18 protein-coding genes, 1 tRNA gene and 1 other RNA gene are annotated in these 23,229 nt (G+C 53.8%); 9 read left to right on the forward strand and 11 right to left on the reverse strand.

Annotated features, from left to right (window positions below; all coding sequences use genetic code 11):
* Nucleotide 1: 1 nt before the first annotated feature.
* A complete protein-coding gene (gene dnaK, locus ABSG49_RS07055; RefSeq protein WP_424025417.1) occupies nucleotides 2–1,849 on the reverse strand; it encodes a molecular chaperone DnaK in 1,848 nt (615 codons plus the stop codon).
* Nucleotides 1,850–1,851: 2 nt separating this feature from the next.
* The gene (locus tag ABSG49_RS07060) at nucleotides 1,852–2,394 is read right to left on the reverse strand and encodes a nucleotide exchange factor GrpE (RefSeq protein WP_424025418.1); all 543 of its coding nucleotides are present in this window, start codon (nucleotides 2,392–2,394) and stop codon (nucleotides 1,852–1,854) included.
* A 271-nt stretch (nucleotides 2,395–2,665) separates the two neighbouring features.
* On the opposite strand from ABSG49_RS07060, the gene purH reads away from it, so the two are divergent.
* Nucleotides 2,666–4,150: a bifunctional phosphoribosylaminoimidazolecarboxamide formyltransferase/IMP cyclohydrolase gene (gene purH / locus ABSG49_RS07065; protein ID WP_424025419.1), complete on the forward strand. Its 1,485-nt coding sequence runs from the start codon at nucleotides 2,666–2,668 to the stop codon at nucleotides 4,148–4,150.
* A gap of 257 nt (nucleotides 4,151–4,407) precedes the next feature.
* Complete coding sequence (locus ABSG49_RS07070; protein WP_424025420.1) at nucleotides 4,408–5,055, forward strand: DUF4013 domain-containing protein; 648 nt, start codon at nucleotides 4,408–4,410, stop codon at nucleotides 5,053–5,055.
* A 195-nt stretch (nucleotides 5,056–5,250) separates the two neighbouring features.
* Here ABSG49_RS07070 and ilvD read toward each other — a convergent pair whose 3' ends face one another.
* The 3 genes from ilvD to ABSG49_RS07085 all read right to left on the reverse strand — a co-directional run bounded on the left by ilvD (nucleotide 5,251) and on the right by ABSG49_RS07085 (nucleotide 9,780).
* Entirely contained in the window at nucleotides 5,251–6,894 is a 1,644-nt protein-coding gene (gene ilvD, locus ABSG49_RS07075; protein ID WP_424025421.1) for a dihydroxy-acid dehydratase, read from the reverse strand.
* 75 nt (nucleotides 6,895–6,969) lie between these two features.
* Entirely contained in the window at nucleotides 6,970–8,295 is a 1,326-nt protein-coding gene (locus ABSG49_RS07080; protein ID WP_424025422.1) for a cobyrinic acid a,c-diamide synthase CobB, read from the reverse strand.
* 255 nt (nucleotides 8,296–8,550) lie between these two features.
* Nucleotides 8,551–9,780: a COG1361 S-layer family protein gene (locus ABSG49_RS07085; RefSeq protein WP_424025423.1), complete on the reverse strand. Its 1,230-nt coding sequence runs from the start codon at nucleotides 9,778–9,780 to the stop codon at nucleotides 8,551–8,553.
* Nucleotides 9,781–10,205: 425 nt separating this feature from the next.
* Between ABSG49_RS07085 and ABSG49_RS07090 the strand changes: the two genes are divergently transcribed.
* On the forward strand, nucleotides 10,206–10,988 hold the full coding sequence (locus tag ABSG49_RS07090; protein WP_424025424.1) for a hypothetical protein: 783 nt from the start codon (nucleotides 10,206–10,208) through the stop codon (nucleotides 10,986–10,988).
* An 89-nt stretch (nucleotides 10,989–11,077) separates the two neighbouring features.
* Nucleotides 11,078–11,149 (forward strand) — tRNA-Arg (locus ABSG49_RS07095).
* A gap of 157 nt (nucleotides 11,150–11,306) precedes the next feature.
* On the opposite strand, the gene ABSG49_RS07100 is transcribed toward ABSG49_RS07095, so the two are convergent.
* The 3 genes from ABSG49_RS07100 to ABSG49_RS07110 are packed head-to-tail and all read right to left on the reverse strand — an operon-like array spanning nucleotide 11,307 to nucleotide 14,055.
* Nucleotides 11,307–12,101 carry an energy-coupling factor transporter transmembrane component T family protein gene (locus tag ABSG49_RS07100; RefSeq protein WP_424025425.1) on the reverse strand — a complete coding sequence of 265 codons (795 nt, stop codon included), beginning with the start codon at nucleotides 12,099–12,101 and terminating at the stop codon, nucleotides 11,307–11,309.
* A gap of 2 nt (nucleotides 12,102–12,103) precedes the next feature.
* The gene (locus tag ABSG49_RS07105) at nucleotides 12,104–13,531 is read right to left on the reverse strand and encodes an ABC transporter ATP-binding protein (protein WP_424025426.1); all 1,428 of its coding nucleotides are present in this window, start codon (nucleotides 13,529–13,531) and stop codon (nucleotides 12,104–12,106) included.
* Nucleotides 13,528–14,055: a tryptophan transporter gene (locus tag ABSG49_RS07110; RefSeq protein ID WP_424025427.1), complete on the reverse strand. Its 528-nt coding sequence runs from the start codon at nucleotides 14,053–14,055 to the stop codon at nucleotides 13,528–13,530. The genes ABSG49_RS07105 and ABSG49_RS07110 overlap by 4 nt, the downstream gene beginning before the upstream one ends.
* 245 nt (nucleotides 14,056–14,300) lie before the next feature.
* On the opposite strand from ABSG49_RS07110, the gene ABSG49_RS07115 reads away from it, so the two are divergent.
* A complete protein-coding gene (locus ABSG49_RS07115) occupies nucleotides 14,301–15,518 on the forward strand; it encodes an NAD(P)-dependent malic enzyme (RefSeq protein WP_424025428.1) in 1,218 nt (405 codons plus the stop codon).
* Between the two features lie 98 nt (nucleotides 15,519–15,616).
* On the opposite strand, the gene ABSG49_RS07120 is transcribed toward ABSG49_RS07115, so the two are convergent.
* Entirely contained in the window at nucleotides 15,617–16,132 is a 516-nt protein-coding gene (locus ABSG49_RS07120; RefSeq protein ID WP_424025429.1) for a thioredoxin family protein, read from the reverse strand.
* A gap of 148 nt (nucleotides 16,133–16,280) precedes the next feature.
* Between ABSG49_RS07120 and ABSG49_RS07125 the strand changes: the two genes are divergently transcribed.
* Entirely contained in the window at nucleotides 16,281–17,741 is a 1,461-nt protein-coding gene (locus ABSG49_RS07125) for an aldehyde dehydrogenase family protein (protein ID WP_424025430.1), read from the forward strand.
* 2 nt (nucleotides 17,742–17,743) lie between these two features.
* Here ABSG49_RS07125 and ABSG49_RS07130 read toward each other — a convergent pair whose 3' ends face one another.
* Both ABSG49_RS07130 and rnpB read right to left on the reverse strand, forming a co-directional pair.
* A complete protein-coding gene (locus ABSG49_RS07130; protein WP_424025431.1) occupies nucleotides 17,744–18,805 on the reverse strand; it encodes a hypothetical protein in 1,062 nt (353 codons plus the stop codon).
* A 163-nt stretch (nucleotides 18,806–18,968) separates the two neighbouring features.
* Nucleotides 18,969–19,307: RNase P RNA component (gene rnpB, locus ABSG49_RS07135), an RNA gene on the reverse strand.
* Nucleotides 19,308–19,447: 140 nt separating this feature from the next.
* Here rnpB and ABSG49_RS07140 point away from each other — a divergent pair.
* From ABSG49_RS07140 to arcS, 3 genes are read left to right on the forward strand one after another with little or no spacing between them, the layout of a single operon-like run.
* Nucleotides 19,448–20,011, forward strand: a complete 564-nt coding sequence (locus ABSG49_RS07140; protein ID WP_424025432.1) for a TIGR00296 family protein — start codon at nucleotides 19,448–19,450, stop codon at nucleotides 20,009–20,011.
* A gap of 53 nt (nucleotides 20,012–20,064) precedes the next feature.
* Nucleotides 20,065–21,519, forward strand: a complete 1,455-nt coding sequence (gene tgtA, locus ABSG49_RS07145; RefSeq protein ID WP_424025433.1) for a tRNA guanosine(15) transglycosylase TgtA — start codon at nucleotides 20,065–20,067, stop codon at nucleotides 21,517–21,519.
* Nucleotides 21,506–23,137, forward strand: a complete 1,632-nt coding sequence (gene arcS, locus ABSG49_RS07150) for an archaeosine synthase subunit alpha (protein WP_424025434.1) — start codon at nucleotides 21,506–21,508, stop codon at nucleotides 23,135–23,137. Before tgtA ends, arcS begins: the two co-directional genes overlap by 14 nt.
* Nucleotides 23,138–23,229 lie beyond the last annotated feature (92 nt).

A 23,229-nucleotide genomic window follows, 5' to 3' on the forward strand; every position in this document is an offset into this window, starting at 1 on the left:
CTCACTCTTCTTTTACTTTATAATCAGCATTGACGACATTGTCATCGGTTTTCTTGTCCTGTTCAGGGAAAGGACCGGCACCCGGCTGGTGCTGAGCAGCCTGTTCTGCCTGCATCTTCTGGTAGATCTTGGTTGTTGCCGCATATACCGCTTCGGTCAGGGATTCCATGGCCTTTTTGATCTCGTCGAGGTTGTCTTCCGGCAGGACTTTCTTTACTGCGGTAATGCCCTCTTCAATTTTGGTCTTGTCTGCTGCCTCGACTTTGTCGCCGCTCTCCTTGAGCATCTTCTCGGCGGTGAAGATGGCGGTATCCGCCTGGTTGCGCAGCTCGATCTCGTCGCGTTTCTTCTTGTCGTCCGCCTCGAACTGCTTGGCAGCATCCATCATCTTCCTGATATCCTCTTCTGAGAGTTTCCGGTCGCCCTTGATGGAGATCGCCTGCTGGTTGCCGGACCCGAGGTCTTTTGCCGATACATGGATGATGCCGTTCGAGTCGATATCGAAGGTGACCTCGATCTGGGGTATGCCCCGGGGGGCCGGAGGGATACCGGTCAGCTGGAACTTGCCAAGGGTGAAGTTGTCCTTGGCAAGTGCCCGCTCGCCCTGGACAACATGGATCTCGACGCTGGTCTGGCCGTCAGCGGCAGTGGAGAAGATCTGGCTCTTCCGTGTCGGGATGGTCGTGTTCCGTTCGATGAGCTTGGTGGCAATACCGCCAAGGGTCTCGATACCCAGGGTAAGCGGGGTGACATCCAGCAGCACGATATCCTTTGTCTCACCGGTCAGGACAGCTCCCTGGATACCGGCGCCGAGCGCGACACATTCATCCGGGTTGATCCCCTTGTCCGGCTCTTTCCCGAGGAGTTTCCGGACCGTGTCCTGAACGAGCGGGACACGGGTTGAACCACCGACGAGCAGGACATGATCGATGTCCTTGGGCTCCAGCTTTGCATCGCTGAGTGATTGTTTTACCGGGCCGACCGTGGATTCTACGAGGTCGCCAATGAGTTGCTCAAGTTTGGAGCGGGTCAGGTCGGTATTGAGGAACTTGGGGCCGCTGGAATCCGTGGTAATGTACGGGAGATTGATGTTCGTGGTCTGCCGCTGGGACAACTCGATCTTCGCGTTCTCCGAAGCATCCCGCAGGCGCTGCATGGCATAGGGATCGTTTCGCAGGTCGATACCCTCCTTCTTCCTGAACTCCTCAACGAGATAATCCGTTACCAGCTTGTCGAAATCGTCGCCGCCGAGATGGTTGTTCCCGGCTGTGGATTTCACTTCAAACACGCCGTCACCGAACGTCAGGATCGATACATCAAATGTGCCGCCCCCGAGATCGTAGACAAGGACGGTCGCGTCGTGTTCCTTGTCGATCCCATAAGCAAGCGCACTGGCAGTCGGTTCGTTGATGATCCTCATCACTTCAAGACCGGCGATCTGGCCGGCATCCTTGGTTGCCTGTCGCTGGGCATCGTTGAAATACGCGGGGACCGTGATGACGGCCTTGGTGATCTTCTCGCCAAGATAGGCTTCGGCATCGATCTTGAGCTTCTGCAGGATCATTGCGGAAATTTCCTGCGGTGTGTAGCCTTTGCCGTCGATATTGACTTTCTCGCTTGTCCCCATCTTCCGCTTGATGGACTGGATCGTGCGCTGGGGATTGGTCACTGCCTGCCGCTTGGCAAGACTCCCCACGAGACGTTCCCCGTCCTTGGTAAATGCCACAATGGATGCAGTCGTCCGCCCGCCTTCGGCGTTCGGGATGACGATGGGTTTCCCGGCCTCCATAATCGACATACAGGAAAAGGTCGTTCCCAGATCGATTCCCAGAACCTTCTCTTTTGCCATTTTTATGCCTCCTGATCTTTCTGATTTCCTTTGGACACGGCTACTTTTGCGTACCTGATTACTTTGTCAAGCATACGATACCCGCGTGAGACTTCGTCAATGATAGTACCGGCAGTTTCATCAGACGGTACATGTGCGACAGCCTCGTGTTCTGATGGGTTGAAGGGTTTTTTGAGCGAATCAATGGGATGAACACCGTTGCGCTGCAACTGGACGTTGAGCAACTGCTGGATGTGTGCAATACCTTCACGGAGATGTGCATCATCGGCTTTGAGTGCCCGGTCCAGGTTGTCAAGGACTTCGAGAAGGTCAACGGCAAACCGTTCATTTGCCAGAGTAACGAGTAAGTCCCGTTCGCGTTCGCTGCGCTTCCTGTAATTTTCAAAATCCGCAGCCAGCCGGAGGAACCGATCGTTCAGATCAGCATATGCTTTCTTTTGCAAATCAGGTTCCACACTGCTGGTCAATGGTTCCGTTTGAGTCTTTTCGGAAATGTCCGGTCCGTTCTTCCCGGGCTGCTCTGGTCCATTTTCTGCGTCGTCCATAGTACATCCCATTCGATGTTCCAGTATCTATTGCATTGTGGTTCTATATAAAATTTTACATCTTTCATCTGGGGGAATCCCCAAATTGTGACTGTTTTCCAAAACGGGGCACGATTAATTTTATGAATTGATATTCGGCAATGATTTATCGTTTTTTTGAACGGGATCCGGAAATGTCGGGACCCGTCTTTAAGACAGGAAAAATCAATAGAACTGGCAATAGCTCCCTATCCGCATACCTTTTTCTTTCCTCTTCATCATACATAAGACTATGAAGTGGGCACTGCTTTCGGTCTGGGACAAGACCGGTATCATCGAACTTGCACAGGAGCTGACCGCACACACGTTCAGTATCATGAGTTCGGGGGGAACGGGCAAAGTCCTTGCAGGGGCCAACATCAAGTTCACCGAAGTATCGAGTTATACCGGGTTTCCCGAGATGATGGATGGCCGTGTCAAGACCCTGCATCCCAAGGTGCACGGAGGTCTTCTCGGGCGGCAGCAGATCGATGATGCCGTTATGGCAAAACACGGGATCAACCATATCGACCTGCTTGTGGTAAACCTCTACCCGTTCGAAGCCATGTCCCGGAACGATATGGATCTCGATAAACTGGTCGAATTCATTGATATCGGCGGCCCTGCAATGATCCGTGCTGCAGCAAAAAATTACAGGAATGTTGCCGTCGTTGTCGATCCCCTGGATTATCCCGGCATTATTTCCTCAATAAAAGCCGGTGATATTTCCGAAAGCCAGCGCCTCGTTCTGGCAAAAAAAGCGTTCGCCCGCACGGCTGCTTACGATGCGGCAATCAGCAATTATCTCTACACGCTCGCTTCGCCCTTCCCGGCCACGTTATCCTTGCAGTATACTCACGGGAGATCGCTCCGTTATGGGGAGAACCCGCACCAGCAGGCAGCCGTGTACGGAACGCAGGGCCTCGCCGGCACCGAACCCATTCAGGGAAAACAGATGTCATACAACAATTATCTCGATGTCAATGCGGGTGTGGCACTCCTTCGCGAGTTCGATGATGCAGTGGCGGTCATCGTCAAGCATAACAACCCCTGCGGGGTTGCAGTTGGTTCCGATATCCTTGATGCCTATGTCACTGCCAGGGAAGTCGATCCGGCCTCTGCGTACGGCTCAGTCGTCTCGGTAAACCGTGAGGTGACAAAAACGCTCGCAGAAGAGATCTGCAGGACTTTTGTCGAAGTGATCGTTGCTCCCCGCTTTTCCGGTGATGCCCTTGCCGTCATGAAAAAGAAGGAGACGATGCGTGTCCTTGCACTCCCTCCAAAATGCGACAACGATGAACTCAGGACAATCGACGGGGGAATTCTTGTCCAGCGGACACCAGCCTATCAGGAGCACTGGGAAGTGATCACCGATCGTGATCCTTCTGCAGACGAAATGAAAGCACTCCAGCTCGCATGGAAAGTCTGCAAACACACCAAAAGCAATACCATCATCTTTGCCGATCAGCGGCGGACGCTGGGCATCGGCGCCGGCCAGATGAGCCGGGTGGATTCTGCAAAAATCGCGATTGAAAAAGCATGTGCCTCCCTGAAGGGATCAGCAGTGGCATCCGATGCGTTCCTGCCATTCCCGGATACCCTGGAAGTTGCGGCTGAAGCAGGTGCCACTGCACTTGTACAACCCGGGGGATCCATACGGGACAAGGAAGTGATCGAAGCAGCGAACCGCCATCACATGGCGATGGTTTTTACGGGAGTCCGGTACTTCAGGCACTGATTTTTTTTATTTCTGCTTTACCCAAAAACTCTCAATTCCTCATGCTGTTTTACTTATCTTGGATAATAACCGGTTTTTTGAAAATAGCGGTCAAGTAGCATTCATCTTATTAAATCTTCATTTATATGCAGATTTTTTTCATTTGACGCCCAAATTTCAGAAATATTTATATTCTGCGAAGTAGTCATATCATATTTAAATCGTTTGTGGCTGGAATATGTCATGGATGATTCAGAGCAATTACTTGGGTGAATGAAATGGATTTTGGAAAAAATGTTAGCGACTCTTTGGCTTATGCACAGGAGGGTCTTGTTGGAAAGTGGGTAAAGTGGGTGCTTCTCATTATCAGCACGATTATTTTCCCATTGATCCTTGGATATGTAGTACGTATCCTGAAAGGAGCAAATCCCTCTCCCGAACTCGAAGACTGGGGAGGTTTATTCATTGATGGTATCAAGCTCTTCATTGTGGCTCTCATTTATGCAATCCCCATCATCATCCTTGAAGTCTTTGCAATGGGAAGTATTATCGCTGGTGCAGCGTCCGGAAATCCCACTGCTCTATTGGCAGGGATGGCAGGTGCGGGTCTGATCTTCCTGGTACTCGTTGTCGTTGCGATTATCATTGGTCTGTTTGAAGCCACAGCCTATGTCCGTTTCGCAAGGACGGGGAGTTTTGGTGAGGCATTTAACTTCAGCGCGATACTTGCCCATATCGGCAAAATTGGCTGGGTTTCCTACATTATAGCACTGATAATCCTGGCAGTCATATGGGGAGTAATCGAAGTTATCTGTATGATTATCCCCTACGTTGGAATCCTCATTCTCCTCGTCGTTTTGCCATTCCTGACTCTATTTGCATCACGCTACCTGACACTTCTCTACGACAGCGCCGGTGCAACATAATCCCCCCAACACTTTTTCTATCACCTGCCGGTCTTGATAAATCCCCGGTATTCATGTTTAACACTATGATCAAAAAACCAGAATGACTGATCTGATTTTTTTACTGATCCCATCGTTTCATAAAAAAGAGAAATGATTGCCCGCGACAGGCCAGGGTAAAAAAAGTACTTTCAATTGTCCTAATTGTCCGGCGCATTATTTCTGCACTGCACCGAGGTTTGCCTGTTCAACGGTTTTAGCATATCGTGCCAAAACGCCGGATAACTCCTTATGGGGAGCGGTCCACTGTTTCTTCCGCTGTTCCAGTATGCCGGCATCCACCTTGAGATCAATTCTTTTCTCGAAGAGGTCAATTTCGATACGATCGTTATCCTGGACAAGAGCAATCGGGCCGCCGACAGCCGCCTCAGGTGCCACGTGACCGATACAGGGACCGCGCGTCCCACCGGAAAACCTGCCATCCGTAATGAGAACGACCCGTGTATACCCAAAACCCATAAGGGCGGATGTCGGTGAGAGCATCTCCGGCATACCCGGGGCTCCCCGGGGTCCTTCGTACCGGAGGATGATAACATCGCCTTCTTTGATCTCACGGGACAGGATTGCCTTCATCGCCTCCTGCTCGCCATCATAAACACGGGCCGGTCCCGTATGCTTCCACATATCCCGCGGGACTGCGGCGCATTTGACGACAGCACCATCGGGTGCAAGAGATCCAAAGAGAATTTTAAGCCCGCCGGCTGAGCTCACCGGGTCTTCGACACCTTTTATGATGGCCGGATCTTTTACCCGCGCCTGGTGCGCTATTTCGCGGATATCTTTTCCTGATATCGTGGGTGATGATTCGAGATACTTCTCCAGTTGCTTAAGGACCGCGGGAATGCCGCCGGCACGATAGAGCGTCTGCATTGAATGGGGACCAGAAGGCTGCATGTTGCATATATGAGGAATTGCATCCGCAAGAGTATTGAAATCCTGAAGACTGAGAGGGATTTCCGCTTCTGCTGCTACAGCCATGAGGTGAAGGACCGTGTTCGTGGACCCGCCCAGGGCCATGTCAACCCGTATCGCATTGTGCAGGCTTTTTTTAGTGATGATATCACGGGGAAGAGTATTATTTCTGATAAGTCCAAGAACTGCTTCACCGGTCTCCTTTGCAATACGCAGTTTTGCCGCATCCACTGCAGGAATTGCTGCACAGCCCGGAAGGGACATCCCCAGCGCTTCGGTCATGCAGGCCATGGTGTTGGCCGTATACAGTCCCTGGCAGCTGCCGCAGCCGGGCATGGCACATCCTTCCAGCTCGCACAGGGCCGGTTCACTCATCTGGCCGGCGGCAACTTTCCCGACGCCTTCAAAAATGTCGATGAGGGAGAGGTCTTTCCCATCCTGGTAACCGGAGAGCATTGCCCCTCCCGTAAGAACAGCGGTGGGAATGTTGCACCGCACTGCAGCCATCAGCATGCCCGGGACAATCTTGTCGCAGGTACCGATGCAGACAAGTCCATCGAACCGGTGGGCCTGGACCATCAGTTCGACCGAATCTGCGATATTTTCCCGCGATGGAAGGGAATACCTCATCCCCTCATGCCCCATCGCGATGCCGTCACAGATGCCGATCACACCAAATTCGAACGGTACTCCGCCGGCAGCGGCGATACCTTCACGCACTTTTTCAGCCAGCTGCCGGAGATGAATATGGCCGGGAACAATCGTATTGTATGCATTCGCGATTCCGATAAACGGAAGCCCCATGTCGTGATCCGTAACCCCCAGGGATCGAAGGAGGGACCGGTTGGGTGCCCGCTGGTAACCTGCTTTCACATCATCGCTGCGCATGGATATTCGGACCTGCCTCTGCTGATAGGTTCGTTGTCCTATAATTTTATCTCTTGGATACGAAAACGGGAAAAATCAGGTGCGGGAGAACGAGATCGCTGCATCCACAAAATCACGGGCAAATGCCGGGTTAAAATAGGAGTGCGTGTAAAGCCCCAGTGCGTTCGATGCAGCCAGGCCGTCTTGTCCTTCCGCAATCCCCTTCCCTCGTGACAGGTTGAGGATGAACCGGGCATCGTTGTCCGGAATGAGCCGGGAATAATGGAACTCGTGACCGGTCATGACCTGGCCCGGTGTAAGGAACGACTCCGTACCAACAACCGTTCCTTTCACGTACCCCAGTGCCTGGATCCGTCCCGTCATCTCCGCAACTGCCGGCAGAATTCCCGTCATACGATACGTGCTCTCCCCCGTGATTTCCCGGGTCAGGTACATCAACCCGCCGCATTCTCCAAAGACCGGCAGTCCCCCATCCGCAGCTTTCCTGATCTCCTGAGTGCAGGCAGCGGATTCGAGCTGGGGAAGGAACAGTTCGGGATATCCTCCCCCGAGGTACAGCGCATCAACGGGTGGCAGCCGGTCCTGAAGAGGACTGAAAAAGACCAGCTCTGCACCATTTCCCATGAGGCGGTCCAGGTTGTCCTGATAATAGAAACAAAAGGCATTATCGTTCGCGATACCGATCCTTGTCCTGACAGGAGTCTGCTCCGGAAACTCGTACCGGGTTGGGAGGAAGGGCGCATTCCGTGCAGCGGAAACAATTGCATCAAGGTCACAATGCTCTGCGATAAGAGATCCCATCCCCGAGTGGGAATCGGATTCGTGTGCCATGACAAGGCCGAGATGCCGGCTCTTCATGGCAATCTCATCGCTCCGGGGAATCCACCCGAACGAGGGAACCGCAAGGGAACTTTCCATCATGTTCCGGTGGCGCGGGCTTCCGGTCCGGTTCACGATCACCCCGGCAATCGTGATCGTGGGATCGTAGTCCACAAAGCCTTTGATGAGGGCATGGATGCTCCGGGACATCCCTTTTGCATCCACCACAAGGATGACCGGGGCCTGCAGGATCCGGGCGACGTGGGCAGTACTTGACAGGTCCGTCCCGTCGATCCCGTCATACATGCCCATGACCCCTTCAATAATGGCGATGTCTGCGTCCTCCGATGCATTGATGAATGTCGAAATACACCCTTTATCGCCCATCATGAAGGGATCGATGTTGCGGGAAACTCTGCCGCATATCCGTGTGTGATGCGTAGGATCGATGAAATCCGGACCTACCTTGAACGGCTGAACAACATAGCCACTCTTCACGAGCGCACCCATGATCCCGCTGGCAACCGTGGTCTTCCCGCAACCGCTGTGGGTCCCGGCGATAATGATGCGTGGGATGGTCATATCGGACGGCCTTTTGGAAAAAACCCGGGTAATCATGGTGCTCTCTCATTATGGGACGGATAAAGGCTGACTAGGCCTGTCCGCGGTCTTAAACCGGCGCTCACCCGCTGAATCATGATAAAATGACGTGATGGAACGCTCTTTTTGTCTGTATAGGCTGATAAGCCGCCGATGGTAATAAATTCTGACTTTGTGACGGATAACCAAAAATGAGGGATCTTATGGCTGGAGAACCAGGGCCGCATGACGGGCTGGCTACCCCTTATTTTTTCTTCTGTGGTGGAACACGAGATAGGCAATACCGATGATGGCTGCGGCAAGTATGGACAGGTAAATAGGATTTGATACAATCGTGGTTATTCCCATCGGTGAGATGACATTCACCTGCACTTTCATCGGGTCGGATATGTAGGTATTATCCAGTGCATCCCGGTACCGGATTTCGGAATCGAGACCATACTGCTTGATCGTTGCACTGCGATCCACGCTCAGGACGTAGGTGACGATCCTGGACTCATTGGGTTTCAGGTCACCGATATATGCAATATCATCGTTACTGGTAAACGGGTCAACGGCACTGATTCTTGCCTGGGCGCTGTATACGGTCGTGTCCCCGGTGTTTTTGTATTCAACCGCGACCGGCTTTTTATTCCCCGGGTTCATCTCTGCCGGAGCAGATATGATGGTGAAGTCGGCCTTTCCCCCGACCGGTATACCGACGGTGTCACTGCGTGAAGTGACAAAATCTCCGTCTCTGTTCTGGTATACGACCACGATATCCACGGGATAGGTCTCTTTTTCCGCATCGCCCGATACCGAGACCTTGTACCGGCATGAAACCGTGCTTCCGGATGCGAAATCGCCGATATAGACGCTGCTGTCCGAGGGTACAATGGGACTGTTGCCGTTCTGCAGGATCTTTACAACGGCTTTGGTTCCGTCTTCCGAACCGGTATTCTTGATCAGCATATCCAGGTAACCTTCCGTGCCCGCGTTCAGATGTTCCGGTTCAGCGGACAGTACGTCGATTGAAACGTCCGATTTGACGGTGATGGGGATGTTGAGCGTGATATTTTCCATCTGGTATCTGTACTCGAGGGTATCGGCATACTGGTCGGCAGTACTCAGGTAGGTATAATTCAGCACCAGAGGGAGGGTGTATGTCCCACCGGGAGCATCGGCGGGAATCTTGACCGTGAAGCTTGCAGTGACAGTTGTTGAACCTTTCAGGTCACCCACCATCTGTGGGTCAGATTTAATAACGACTGGAGCATTACCGGGCGCAAGGGTTACCGTGAGGAATTTCGCAGTATTGGGCAGATCATCCCGGTTAACAATTCCCGACTGGACAAGTTTAACATCATTCACTCCGGTATTCTCAATCACAACAGGTAACTGGAGCTCCGTTCCCGGACTGAATTCGTTGGTTCCGGATATATATGCCGAAAGTTCCGGACTTCCCGCCATATATTGTTCTCCAGCCATTACAGGGAAGATCAGGAATCCGCAGAGAATCAATAATATGCCCATTAACCTTCCGATCGTTACCATCAGTCATTTCTCCCTTTATCAACTGTTCATTAAAGTTTGTTCGCTTATGAAATGCCAGACATGCGGATGTGTCTGAGGCTGTTGGAATTTTAATCTGTTTCCATAAACAATGATAAGGGATTATATAAATTTTAGTGATTGTTCAATAATGACCACTTACGGATACTCGGGGCTTCTCCTCAATAATCTTCTTCCAGAACGGGGTAACATTTTATCTGGGTTGACACCGGTGAAATCATGACGGGTTACCATGGATAATGCAATTGGCGGGCTGATCTCTGCATATCACATGTACTTTAATGCTGGTCACAAGATTTGTTTGAAATAATTAATTACTATGAATTACTGTACTGTGATCAATGAAAGGAAAAAAAGGATATTTGGTTTGTGCTGTCGCGATCATTGCCATGATCGTCATATCCGGTTGTGTTGCACCCCCGAAAGACACGTCAACAAGTGCCACACATACCTATAACCCAAAGGGGACAACCCCGGGAACGACGTCGACCTCATCATACGTTACAGAAGTGACACAATATGTCAATACACAGAATGTTGTTGTCAGTCAGACACAAACCCCCGGATATCATACTTTTACTACCACGACACCACTTCCGGAGGATAAGAGTTGCCGGATATATAACAAGACACAGACATTTCTTTACAATGGAACCGCATTCACGTTCAATCTGAAAAATCCCCCGATGTATATCAACTACACCGTTATACCGACAAATATTACCGTAAATAAAGCCGCAACCTCGCAATATGGGTCAAAGGAGGATGTGACCTACCAATACTCTACCTATGACCCCCAATCGTATTTTGAGATTACGGTCCGTAACAAAACATCAGGAAAGATATATCTTCAGGACGGTTTCGGTCCTGATTATACGACATATCTGACCCGGACATTAAAAGTATTAAATAATGATGACATGTTAATCGAGCTGAAAGGTAACAAGATTACTGCAACCGTTAACTTCTGGGTAAAGCCACAGGGAAATTTTGATGATCCCGATAATATGACGTTTGATGCCTGCACGTACTGGGAAGGAACACCTCGTGCCAACACAGCAGTCGCCCTGGTAACCGCAACTACGACTGCGACATGGGCACCCGAGAATGTTGTCCAAGAATAACTCTTATTTTCAACCTGATGATACTATAATTTTTTACGGTGAGATATTTAAGCGATAAGAGCAATTTAAATAAGGCAGGCACACATCGCGTCCCGGTGGGGTAGTGGACATCCTAGAAGCCTGCGGAGCTTTTGACCCGGGTTCAAGTCCCGGCCGGGGCGTTTTACTTTTCAAATATCACACTCTTCTCGAATTGCTTTTTCCACGAGTCTTATCTGAAGTTCCGGTCGATGCGTACATTTTAACGCTTTTAACAATCCGGTGACGTCAATTTAGGTCTGAAGATTATCTCGTAAAAAAGGAATGGGTTTCGGCCGGTTATACCATTCTGGCGATGATAAGCGCGACAAATCCGCACCCGGCGATAGCCAGCACGGACATAACCGCGTAATCACGCTTTTCAAAAACCCGCTCGCGGACATGCGTCCTCTTTCCGATCCGGTATCCCCGCATATCGATGGTGAGCCCGAGGACATTGGAGCGGAGCAATGCATTGGATACCAATGGAATGACGATAGGAGAAACGCTCCGGATCTTTCCCAGGAACCCGGTTCCCGGGTTGAAACCACGCGCCAGTTGTGCCTCGTGAATGCGCTGGCCCTCGATCTGGAGGGTCGGGATAAACCGGAGTGCAATGATAAACATCAGGATATAATCAATGGGGAGCCGGATTTTCTCCATTGCATGGACAATATCCCTTGGTTGCGTTGAGATCAGGAAGAGCTGGAAGGCAAAGATGAGGATCATAAACCGGAGTGTAAGAACTACGCCAATCATGAGGCCACCAGTAGTAACCGGGATCAAACCACCGATGACCGGAACACCCTGAGGGATAATATATGCGAGTGTCTCCCCATTGGGCATCGTGATGATGGTGATGAGGATGAAGATGACGCTCATGACGAGGATTAACTTGAGCTGGTTGAGCGATTCAAAGAGTAGCTTGCCACATGCCGCGAATGCAAGCAGCGCGATCACCATGAGGATGAGGAAGGGGATGTCGGTGGCAATGATGGCCATAACGGAGACGAGGATAATGAACAGGATCTTCGTATAGGGATGGAGCCGGTGCAGGAAAGCATCCTTGTGGACGTACTGGAGGATCTCTGCCATCGTTATGCACCTTCCGTGTCAGCAATAATACGTCCGTTCTCCATCATGATGACGCGGTCGGCGCAGTGTTGTGCAATCTCCCGGTTGTGCGTGATAAAGATGATCGTATGTCCCTTTTCCTGTAGGTTTTTCAGCATCTCTATGACAAGGCGTGCCTCGTAACCATCCAGTCCTGTTGTTGGCTCATCAAGCACGATGATACTGGGCTGCATGGCAACAACACAGGCAATAGCAAGCCGCTGTCGCTCCCCGCGTGAAAGCCACCTTGGATACAAGGCAGCTGACTCAGAAAGACCTGCATCCCGGAGCGCCGCATCGATGACCGCATCACTGTTCCCGATACCGAGATTGTTCACTCCGTACGCGATCTCTTCCCGCACGGTATCGGCAAAGAACATGTGATCCGGGTTCTGAAAGACAAGCCCGACATTATGGGCTAGCTCGGCAATACTGCACTCCTTCGTGTTTTTCCCTGTAATGATCACATCGCCGTTTGTCGGGGAAAGGAGCCGGTTGAAGTGCTTGACAAGCGTAGTCTTTCCTGAACCATTCTCACCAACGATAGCAACAAATTCACCCCGGTGGATTGTAAGGTTGATCCCGGACAGTGCGGGAACACCACCATAAGAATGGGAGAGGTTTTGCACGGAAATGATCGGCTCTTTCCCTGGCGCTTTTTGCACGATCTTCCGGATTGTTGAAAAATCGGGAAAGATCATGCCCCGGATCCGTTCATCTTTCAGAACCTCGTCCGGGCTGCCGGACGCAGTAACGGCACCGTTCTCCAGGATGACAAGCGTGTCGACCATGTCCCGGAAATGGCGGTACTTATGCTCCACTAAGAGGATGGTCTTTCCCTGGCTTTTGAGTTCTGCAAGAATCTCCGCAATCCGTTGTGTTGAGTGCTCGTCAAGTTCGGATGTCGGCTCATCAAGAATGAGGTTCTCGTTGCCCAGAGCCAGTGTAGCTGCAAGGGCGACCCGCTGCTTCTGGCCGCCGGAAAGGGTGTGTGGCGAACGATCCCGGATGTCGTCAAGGTAGGTTGTTTTAATGATCCTGTCAAGACGCTCTTCAATAACTGCGGCAGAAAGCCCGCGGTGTTCTAGCGCTGATAAAAGTTCTTCTTCAACCGTGGTAAAGATCATCTGGGCTTCGGCATCGTCGAAGACAATTCCTACGTTCTGCGCAAGGTCCGAGAGTGTTCTGTACTCCGCTACGTTCCTGTTGTCCACGATCACGGCCCCTTCTTTCTTCCCGCCATACTCGTGGTGAAGGATCCCGGACGCTGCAAGGCATAACGATGTCTTTCCGGCTCCCGAGGGCCCGGAAATCATGACACATCGGCCTTTTTCAAGAGAGAGAGAGACACGGTGCAGGGCCGGCTGCACCGTGTGGGGATAGGTATAACTGACGTTTGTGAGCTCGATCATTCCGGTCCTCTAAGAAGCACCCTGCTGGAAGGGATGTAGAGGAACTGGACAACGATTGCATTAAACACTGCCGTTATGACTACAATCGGGACAAAGACCACAACGAAGGCCATCAGGTTGCCATTGTACTTGGCCAGGTAGGTTGCACCGATGGCGATGATCGCGATCGCGGCAAAGGTAAATCCGCTTGCCAGTGTTGCGACAAATGTGGTTACTGTCGGGGCGAATTTGGTCCGCTCGCGAAGTGCAGCGTAGAGTACAAAACAGACAAGGGCACCGATAGGCTCGCTGATGATGTTTGCCGGCGGGAACATCGAGCTGGAGATCAGCATCGAGAGGACACCGGCAACAAGGCCGATACCTAGGGCTTCGATAAGCTTGGGCCGGATCAGGATGATCCCAAGACAGTAGAACGCGATGAGCATGTTCGGCGTAAGGGGCGTGTGAAGCATCGCTAAGAAATAGCGAAGGATGGCACCGATGGCAAGCAGGATTCCGACAATAGCGATATCTTTTGACTTCATAATATTCACAACCATAATGTTCAGGTACAGGGATAGAAAGCGGTAATTGACGTACCGTTTGATGACTATTGTATACCTTGATGTATACATTTGTTCATTTGTGTATTAAAATTAACTCTAAAGACGTAATGATGCGATATGCAATCATGAAATATGGCACATCAGGTTGCAGCTGCAGTCTGCCTGGTTCCGACCACTAACTTCATTGCCTCCACACTCCCTCAACCGTACAGGGAGATTAACGGATGCCATTTTCAGCAGAAAGCAATGAGATCTACCAGGAATCGCTTGCCATGCATGCCAAGCACAAGGGAAAACTCGGCATCCGGTCCAAGGTTCCCTTAAAAACAAAACATGATCTCTCGATCGCTTATACCCCGGGCGTTGCTGAAGTCAGCCGGGAGATAGTCAAGGACAAGAACCTTGCCTATGAATATACGCTGAAAGCCAACACCATCGCCATCGTCACGGATGGTTCCGCTGTGCTCGGGCTCGGCAACATTGGAGGTTATGCGGCCATACCGGTCATGGAAGGGAAGGCCATCCTGTTCAAGAAATTTGCCGGGGTCGATGCCTTCCCCATCTGTTTCGAGAGCTATGAAACAGATTTTGTCGACAAGGTGCGGAACATTGCGCCGGTCTTCGGCGGCATAAACCTCGAGGATATCGCGGCACCGAAATGTTTTGAGGTGGAGGATGCCCTGCAGGATATCGGGATCCCGGTCATGCACGATGACCAGCACGGGACTGCTGTTGTCGTCCTTGCCGCCCTCCTGAATTCCTGCAAAGTGACAGGAAGAAAGTACAGCGACCTCAATATCGTCATCTGCGGGGCAGGGGCAGCCGGCTATGCCATCACCCGGATGCTGAAATGCATCGGGTACAACCCGGATGTCTGTACGAGGGTCAATGAGATCATCGTCTGTGATACCCAGGGAACGATCTTCCGGGGCAGGGAAGGGCTGTACAAAAACAAGTACAAATTCATCATTGCAGAAGAGACCAACAAACCTGCACTGGCCGGGAGCCTTGCCGATGCGATACAGGGCGCTGACGTTCTTATCGGTGTATCGGCCCCCGGTATTATTACAGAAGAGATGGTCCGCTCAATGAACCGGGATGCCATCGTCTTTGCCATGGCGAACCCGGTACCGGAGATCTGGCCGGACGCAGCGAAGCATGCCGGCGCTGCGGTTGTCGGCACGGGCCGAAGCGATTTTCCCAACCAGATCAACAACGTGCTGGCATTCCCCGGCATATTCCGGGGAGCACTGGATACCCGTGCCACGAGAATTACGGATGAGATGAAGATTGCAGCCGCTCATGCAATAGCCGGCTGCGTTCCAAAGCCCCACCGTGAACGGATCCTTCCCAATATCCTTGACAAAAGCGTTACGAAAGCCGTTGCAGAAGCTGTGGCACAGGCAGCGGTCCGGTGCGGGTGCAGCCGCCCCCATAATTAACCATCAGAAAAATTACCCTTCCTCCTCACAGGAACAGTGCCGATAGGATGAATGGTTGAAAAAACCCGATCTCCGGTTTAATACAGATTATCTACCGCTCAGCCGTACCCGGTGATCTCATAATCGATCAGCGTGGAATTCTTTGCGCATTCCTTTCCGTGGGTGAGGACTTCATCCATCATCTTTTTCAGGAGCGTTGGATACACCGCACCTACCATCTCCTGGACCGGTTTCCCGCTGCAGAAGAACTTGAACGTCGGCGTGCTTCTCACGCCATACCGTTCGGCAGTCCACTGGCTGGTCATGACATTCAGCCGGACAAAAATGACCGTGTCGTGGTATTCCTGTGCATAGTTCCGGAAATACGGTTCTATCTGGTGGCAGAAAATGCAGGTTGGAGAATAAAACATGACCGCAACCGGTTTACCTGCTCTCTCAACGGATCGTTCCCAGGTACTGTCGTCAATCTCGATAAGAGCATCCTGGTCAGGAACAGAAACCGGATGTGCCGGCTGGGTTACGGGTTGTGGTGCCGGCAGCGGGGATATCGGTGTCGATGAACCGGCCGGTGAGGCATCCGGTTTTTTCACATCATCCTTTTTTTTATCTGCCATCTCGTCTCCTCTTATGCTGAGATGAGATCATGCAATGATATAATTTACTACGATGGAAGAGATTTTGTAGGGCCTGGCCGAATAGTAAACCGGGATTGAACTGTCAAAGATTAGGGCGCGTTGCCCATCAATACCAGGCAGCGTGCAGATGGAGAGGTACGAGGATGAGTGGCTCAACATGCTGATGAGGATCGGGGGCACCGATGTTGGATCGTTGGATGACTCTTGGATCAACGTGAAGAATCCTGCAACCGGCGAACAGGTCGATCGTGTTCCCGCCGGGTCCACCGATGATGTTTCCCGGGCCGTCGATGCAGCCGGTGCTGCATCTGCCGGCTGGAAGAAGAAGACCGTGCGTGAGCGGGGGATCATCCTGTTCCATGCAGCTGAGAAGGTGCGGGAGCAGCATAAGGAGCTTGCTCGGCTCCTGACCCTTGAACAGGGAAAACCCCTTCGGGAAGCCATTGACGAGGTACGGGGATATGCCAATATACTCGAGTTCTATGCCGGGATATCCGCGTCGCAGCAGGGTGAGATGGTCCGCCTCGGTACCTCCGGCGATGCGCTCGTTGTCCGTGAGCCGCTCGGCATCTGCGGGGTGATCATTCCATGGAATATGCCGGTACTCATTATGGGGTGGAAGGTCGGGCCGGCGCTGCTCGCGGGTAACACGATGGTCCTCAAACCGGCATCGACAACCCCGCTGACCAACCTCCGGCTTGCACAAATCCTCGAGGCATCGGGACTCCCCCCCGGTGTCCTCAATATCGTTACAGGCCAGGGAGAGATCGTCGGTGAAGCGCTGGTGAAACACCCGGGGATCCAGAAGATCTCCTTCACCGGAAGTTGTACGACCGGGCTGAGGATACGCGAGCTGGCTACGAGTCAGCTCAAGGAATTGACGCTCGAACTCGGGGGATCGGACCCGATGATCGTGATGGACGATGCAGACATTGATAAGGCAGTCGACGGGGCGCTCCGGGGCAGGTTCTATAATGCGGGGCAGACCTGCACCGCGGTGAAAAGGCTGTTTGTCCACGATGCCATTGCAGATACATTCATGCAGAAACTGAAACAGCGTATTGAAGGATTGAAGATCGGCAATGGTCTCGAAGCCGGTGTGGATATGGGTCCCCTGAACAGTCCCGTCCAGCGCGAACGCATAGTGCAGATCGTGGACGCGACCCGTGATGCAGATGCGGGGACCATCCTCACCGGAGGAGGCGTGCTGAACGAAACGCCGTACGACCGTGGATTATTCTACCGGCCGACACTGGTTGCAGATGTGATGCCGGAGAACAGGCTCATGAGCGAAGAGGTGTTTGGGCCGGTCCTGCCGGTGATGACCGTCCCCGACCTCGATACAGCAATCCGCGAGGCAAATCGTACGCGGTACGGGCTTGGGGCGTCGGTCTGGACAACCAATCTGCACACCGCCAAGCGGGCATTCGATGAGGTTCACGCCGGTATTGTCTGGGTAAACCGCCACCTCACCGTTCCACCGGAAGTCCCCTTCGGGGGGATGAACGAGAGCGGCATCGGCAGGGAGAACGGTCTCCACGCCCTTGACAGTTATTCCCGGACCAAGACCCTGTTCCTCGGCTGGTAGGATCAGCCGTCCACTTTTTTCAGTTTGATGAGCGCGATTGCAGAGAGAAGTGCCCCGGTTCCGCACCAGAGGGGAAGCGATGACTTTTTCGTGGGCGGTACTTCCGTGGGGTGGACCGGGGTTGCAGTCGTGGACGCGGGTGTGGTCACCATGGTCGTTACCTCCGATGCCGATGGGGTCGGTGTAGTTGACGGAAGTTTTTTGACGATATTGAATGTCGTTGATCCGGCGACGTCCTGCGTGATACCCGAGACCCTCACCATGTACTCATCCGGTGTGAATGTACTGGCATCAATCGCGAACGACCACTGGTTGCGGCCATTGTCGCCCGGCATCACCTGAACCACGCCACTTGCGCCGGAGAACCCGACGGCCTGGTTCTTCGAAGTCGGTACAAAGGATGAGGAATAAACATCAACCTGAAGGTTGTCACCCACTGCAAGGTTGGTGGAACCCGAAATGGTGAATTTCTCACCGACTGCATGGTCTCCGATTGGGTGGATGAATGCATCCGGCGGGCTTACGTAAAACGAGGCTGTGGCAAAGGTATCATCGACATTCTGGCTGTTGATCGCCCTCATGAGCGCGGACGCGGCGTCAGTGCTCTGGAGGCTACCGCCACTGGTCAGCTGGAATATGGCCGATCCGCTGATTCCCAGCTGGCGGTTGATGACCTGCCCGGTGGAAGGGGAATAGACAATATCGAACTGCCCGTTCATCATCGGGTGTTGGACGAGTACGAGGTACTGGCCTGAGGCGAGATTCATCGTATCGGCGGGCTTCAGTTCGTACGAGTAGGTATTATCCGAATTGACTGCCACATTGCTGATTTTCACGGTGTTGTAACCGATAAGCCATACCTGGAGACCGTTGACCGGCTGGCCGGTTGCTATACCCTGAATGTACACGGGATCGCCGTTGGCTATTGTGGCAGACCCCGTTTGAGAGGCACCTGGTGTCAGGGTGATGGCGAGGCACGGGACGGTGATCACAGAAAGTACGAGGCATGCGGAAAGGATCACTATTCCCCTTGTTGATATGGATGAACGGATGGGCTGCTGCATGGAACCTCCAGAATTATGTACCAGATTCTGCGGGGATCTTCAAATAACTGTATCCTCAGTGCAACAACCGCGAATTATTGCGTATATTAAGTAAATGCGGATACACAGAAATCCAAGAATATTGGAACGAATGCTCGTTTCATGAAAGAAACCGGAAAAGAATGAGTGGGAGGAGTAAGCCTCCTTCTGTTTTAGCGGCATTCAGCTCTGCGTCATACCCGGACGGATACCGGACGATCCATGTGTCCTGTTCTGACTTGCACCCGCAGGGGTTCGCCGTTTCACCGTATCCTGCCTGTGAACGCTCAGCGGGTTACTCGCACGGATAACCATGCTTCTCGCCATATGGGCTCAACCGCTTCATAACTGTTGGCAGGCCGTGTCGTTTCTGTGCCATTGCCGTGACTCTCGCCACCCGTACTTGCGTACGGCTGCGTGACCGGTGGGTGGGGGGACTTTCCTCAGCGACACTGAAGTCACCGTCGGCCGCTCTCTCCCTCTCGAATACCTATGGGATGGTGGAGAAGATAAGCACAGCGACAGTGGCATCTTTTACCGGTAACCGGACACCGCAGCAGGATGACCAGTCCGATTCGATAGATTGTTATCCAAGATGCACTATAGACAGTCACGGGAACAGCCATGGAATTGCTTACACCAGATGAGGGTCACATGGCGATCCGCTCCGCACGCGGCGCCATCGAATATGTTGTAGCAAAAAAACCCAAACCCGCACTGAAACTCACTCCCGTATTCAATGAGAAGCGTGGTGTTTTCGTCACGATAAGTGAAAACGGGGAGCTCCGCGGGTGCATTGGGCTCCCGTATCCCGTGATGCCGCTGGGGGACGCGATCGAACATGCCGCAGCAGCAGCAGCGCTCGAGGACCCCCGCTTCCCTCCGGTCAGGAAGGATGAACTGGATCAGATCACAGTCGAGGTCACCATCCTTACCGTGCCCGTACCGCTGGAAGGTGACCCCTCGAAACGTCCCGATCAGGTGCTGGTGGGAAAACACGGGCTCATCGTGCGGGGCATGGGGACGAGCGGGCTGCTCCTCCCTCAGGTGGCGACGGAGTATGGCTGGGATGCCAAGACGTTCCTCGACCATACCTGTATGAAGGCCGGCCTTCCCCACCGGTGCTGGACCTATAATACCATCGAGATTCTTACATTCGAGGGCCAGATCTTTTCGGAAAAAAGATGAGGGGAACCGTTTAACCTGAAGAGAGCTTATAGACAGCGACATCACGGTGCGGAATGGCAATTGCATTTGAAAGTCTGTACAGCGACTGTGCGGGACGCTGCGGGAAGCTGACGGTCGGGAAAAAGACAATAAAAACACCAGCCCTCCTGCCAGTCATCAACCCCCACCTCCAGCTTGTCACGCCGAAAGAGATGCAACAGATGGGTGTCGAGGCGCTCATCACCAATGCCTACATCTTCTCGCAGAGTAATCAGTTCCGTGCACGCGCCCTTGAAGAAGGGCTCCACAAGGTTCTGGATTTTGACGGGGTGATTATGACCGACTCCGGTTCGTTCCAGCTCTCGGTGTATGGGCAGGTCGCTATCACCAACACGGAGACGCTCTCGTTCCAGCGGGATATCGGCAGCGACATCTGGGTGCCGCTCGATATCCCCACATCTCCCGCGGCGGATCGCGAGACCACGGAACGCGAACTCGCCGTCACACTCCAGCGTCTCACCGAGGCAAAAGAGGTCTTCGGCAGCGATGCACCGATCGCGGGACCGGTGCAGGGCGGGATTTTTGAAGATCTCCGCGAGTTCTCGGGATTGAAAGTGACTGAACTTGGTTTTTCGTTCTGTGCCATCGGGGCTGTCGTCCCCCTCATGGAGTCCTACCGGTACCGCGACCTCGTGAAGGTCGTCATGGCCGCGAAGCGGACGATATCCCCCTCAGCCTGCGTTCACCTGTTCGGCGCCGGGCATCCCTCCATGTTCGCCCTCGCAACGGCGATGGGCTGCGACCTGTTCGACTCGGCTGCCTATGCGCTCTACGCAAAGGACGGGCGGTATCTCACTGCACATGGCAGTTACCGGATCGAGGAACTCGCCGATCTCCCCTGCGCCTGCAGTGTCTGCAGATCAAATACGGCCGAGGAACTGCGGTCAGCACCGGATCGCGAACGCCTGCTCGCGCTCCATAACCTGTATGTCACGCTCGCCGAGATCTCACGGATCCGGCAGGCAATCGTCGATGGTACGCTCTGGGAACTGGTGGACGAGCGGTGCCGGGGCCACCCGCAACTCCTCTCCGGGTACAGGGCGCTCCTCGGCTACGCCCCCGTGCTTGCGGAGCACGACCGGGTATCGAAACGCCGGTTTTTCTACCGGGGCGACGAGAGCTGCCGGCGCACCGAGGTCCTGCGGTACCAGCAGCAGCTCGCCAGGCTCAGGCTCGGGAAGAGTGTGCTTGTCGTGATCGATGGCAAAAGTACGGAAGGATATGACGATACGCTCTTTTTCAGGCCGCCGTTTGGTCCATACCCGGCCGAGCTGAGGGAGACCTTCCCCATCGGCCCGTGCGAGCTCCCGGAATGGGATGATGCAATGGTACGGCAGGGATGTCGGGGCATCCGTGCCCTTGCCGACAGTCATCCCGGGAGCAGGATCGTTCTGTCGTGCAGCCCGGTATGGGCCGGGTTCATCCGGCAGGAACTCGGGGATATGGAGACGGCTGATGACGCGGTTTGACATCCGGAAACGGGACGGGCTGGCCCGTACCGGGATACTAGAGACCGGGACAGCGACCGTGAAACTTCCCGCGGCAACCGAGCCCGATGCCCTGTTCCCTGCCCTTGCCAATGCACCGTCCATCAATATCCCCCTGTCAGCACCTGCGGCGCTGGTACAGGATTTCCCACCGGTGATCCCGGGCGGCCCGGTCATCATCCACCCGCAGCGGGGGAATACCTCGGAGAGCGGCGATTGCGTCATGGTCGCGAACTGGCATACCGCGTTTGCCAACCCCCGGAACTACGTTGACTGGCTAGTCGGGCTCAAGGAAAAGATCCCGGCCGACACCGCATGGTATGCCCCGGCTTCAGCACTTCCTTCAACGGTCGCGATCCTCTGCTATTCCGGGTTCGAGCTCTTCGATTACACGGCCGTTGACCTCAAATCTGCCCAGGGTCTGTTCTGCACGCCCGAAGGGGATTTCCCGGCTGATGCGATGCAAGCCGGCATATGCACCTGTCCCGGCTGTAAATCTGGCAACCTGAAGGAGCATAACCGCGAAGCGCTCCGGCAGGAGATCGCTCTGGTTACCCGGTTCATCCACCTGTCGCAGCTCCGGGAACTGGTCGAGTCCCGTTGCCGCATGGACGCACCGCAGGTCATGATCCTGCGCCACCTCGACCGCCACTATGCGTTCATGGAATCGGCCCAGCCCGTGGCCCGGAGCGGGATCCTGCGGGCAAACTCCGGCGAGTCCCTGCAGCGCGTCGAGGTGCAGCGGTTCGCCGACCGGCTCCTCACCCGGTATGTCCCGCCCCGGTGCGATGTCGCCGTCCTCCTTCCCTGTTCGGCGAAGAAACCCTATTCGCTCTCCCAGAGCCATCGCCGGTTCCAGCAGGCAGTCGGGGGACGCGCTCACGAGCTGATCGTCACCTCCCCGCTCGCCCTTGTCCCGCGCGAACTCGAGTGTGTCTACCCTGCAGCCCATTACGACGTCCCGGTGACCGGGTACTGGGATGCGGAGGAATGTGCGGTCATCTCCGGTATCCTTGCGCGGTACTTCTCGCGCCACCGGTACCGGCGGATCATCACGCATCTTGAAGGAGGGGCGCTCACAGTTGCCCGCCAGGCCGCGGCACTCTGTGGCATAACGCTCGAATATTCCTGCACGGAGAACCCGGTAGGCACGGCAGCCCTGAATGCACTGGACGCGAGCCTTGCCGGCGAGCGCAGGATCAAGGACGACCGGCTGCACGGGATGCTCTCCTACCAGTTCGGTGCCGACATTGAGACAAAAGGCATCACCCCCAGGGGTCGGTTCCCCGAGTTGTTCTGGAGCAAAGGCAATGTCCAGCTCTTCTCGCTCGACACCGGTACCGGCCTCATCCGCCCCACCTTCGATGGCTGGGCACTTCTCCCGGAATGTTATCGCATCACCATTGACGACTTCGTGCCGGAAGGCGATGTGCTTGTCCCTGGCGTGACCGGAGCAGATCCTTCGATCCGTGACGGCGACGAAGTTCTTGTCGCGGGTGCGCGTGCGATCGCGACCGGCAGGGCCGCACTCTCAGCGGGGGAGATGCTCCGCTCGCGCCGCGGTGTTGCCGTCCGGGTGCGTAAAATAAAGAAGCTATAGGTCCAATTTATACGATACATTGCAGACCATCCATGGAGTGAAAAGCTTGTTCCGTAGCGAAAAAGCACCAACAAACGCGGTGGGAATTGTGA

The sequence above is a fragment of the Methanoregula sp. genome, from assembly GCF_049510175.1.
In the GTDB taxonomy this organism is placed as follows: Archaea; Halobacteriota; Methanomicrobia; order Methanomicrobiales; family Methanospirillaceae; genus Methanoregula.

Bases quoted from the DNA above. Each gene is read 5' to 3' on its own strand.
- dnaK (WP_424025417.1), bottom strand. From the start codon at position 1,849: ATGGCAAAAGAGAAGGTTCTGGGAATCGATCTGGGAACGACCTTTTCC.
- ABSG49_RS07060 (WP_424025418.1), bottom strand. From the start codon at position 2,394: ATGGACGACGCAGAAAATGGACCAGAGCAGCCCGGGAAGAACGGACCG.
- purH (WP_424025419.1), top strand. From the start codon at position 2,666: ATGAAGTGGGCACTGCTTTCGGTCTGGGACAAGACCGGTATCATCGAA.
- ABSG49_RS07070 (WP_424025420.1), top strand. From the start codon at position 4,408: ATGGATTTTGGAAAAAATGTTAGCGACTCTTTGGCTTATGCACAGGAG.
- ilvD (WP_424025421.1), bottom strand. From the start codon at position 6,894: ATGCGCAGCGATGATGTGAAAGCAGGTTACCAGCGGGCACCCAACCGG.
- ABSG49_RS07080 (WP_424025422.1), bottom strand. From the start codon at position 8,295: ATGACCATCCCACGCATCATTATCGCCGGGACCCACAGCGGTTGCGGG.
- ABSG49_RS07085 (WP_424025423.1), bottom strand. From the start codon at position 9,780: ATGGCTGGAGAACAATATATGGCGGGAAGTCCGGAACTTTCGGCATAT.
- ABSG49_RS07090 (WP_424025424.1), top strand. From the start codon at position 10,206: ATGAAAGGAAAAAAAGGATATTTGGTTTGTGCTGTCGCGATCATTGCC.
- ABSG49_RS07100 (WP_424025425.1), bottom strand. From the start codon at position 12,101: ATGGCAGAGATCCTCCAGTACGTCCACAAGGATGCTTTCCTGCACCGG.
- ABSG49_RS07105 (WP_424025426.1), bottom strand. From the start codon at position 13,531: ATGATCGAGCTCACAAACGTCAGTTATACCTATCCCCACACGGTGCAG.
- ABSG49_RS07110 (WP_424025427.1), bottom strand. From the start codon at position 14,055: ATGAAGTCAAAAGATATCGCTATTGTCGGAATCCTGCTTGCCATCGGT.
- ABSG49_RS07115 (WP_424025428.1), top strand. From the start codon at position 14,301: ATGCCATTTTCAGCAGAAAGCAATGAGATCTACCAGGAATCGCTTGCC.
- ABSG49_RS07120 (WP_424025429.1), bottom strand. From the start codon at position 16,132: ATGGCAGATAAAAAAAAGGATGATGTGAAAAAACCGGATGCCTCACCG.
- ABSG49_RS07125 (WP_424025430.1), top strand. From the start codon at position 16,281: ATGGAGAGGTACGAGGATGAGTGGCTCAACATGCTGATGAGGATCGGG.
- ABSG49_RS07130 (WP_424025431.1), bottom strand. From the start codon at position 18,805: ATGCAGCAGCCCATCCGTTCATCCATATCAACAAGGGGAATAGTGATC.
- ABSG49_RS07140 (WP_424025432.1), top strand. From the start codon at position 19,448: ATGGAATTGCTTACACCAGATGAGGGTCACATGGCGATCCGCTCCGCA.
- tgtA (WP_424025433.1), top strand. From the start codon at position 20,065: ATGGCAATTGCATTTGAAAGTCTGTACAGCGACTGTGCGGGACGCTGC.
- arcS (WP_424025434.1), top strand. From the start codon at position 21,506: ATGACGCGGTTTGACATCCGGAAACGGGACGGGCTGGCCCGTACCGGG.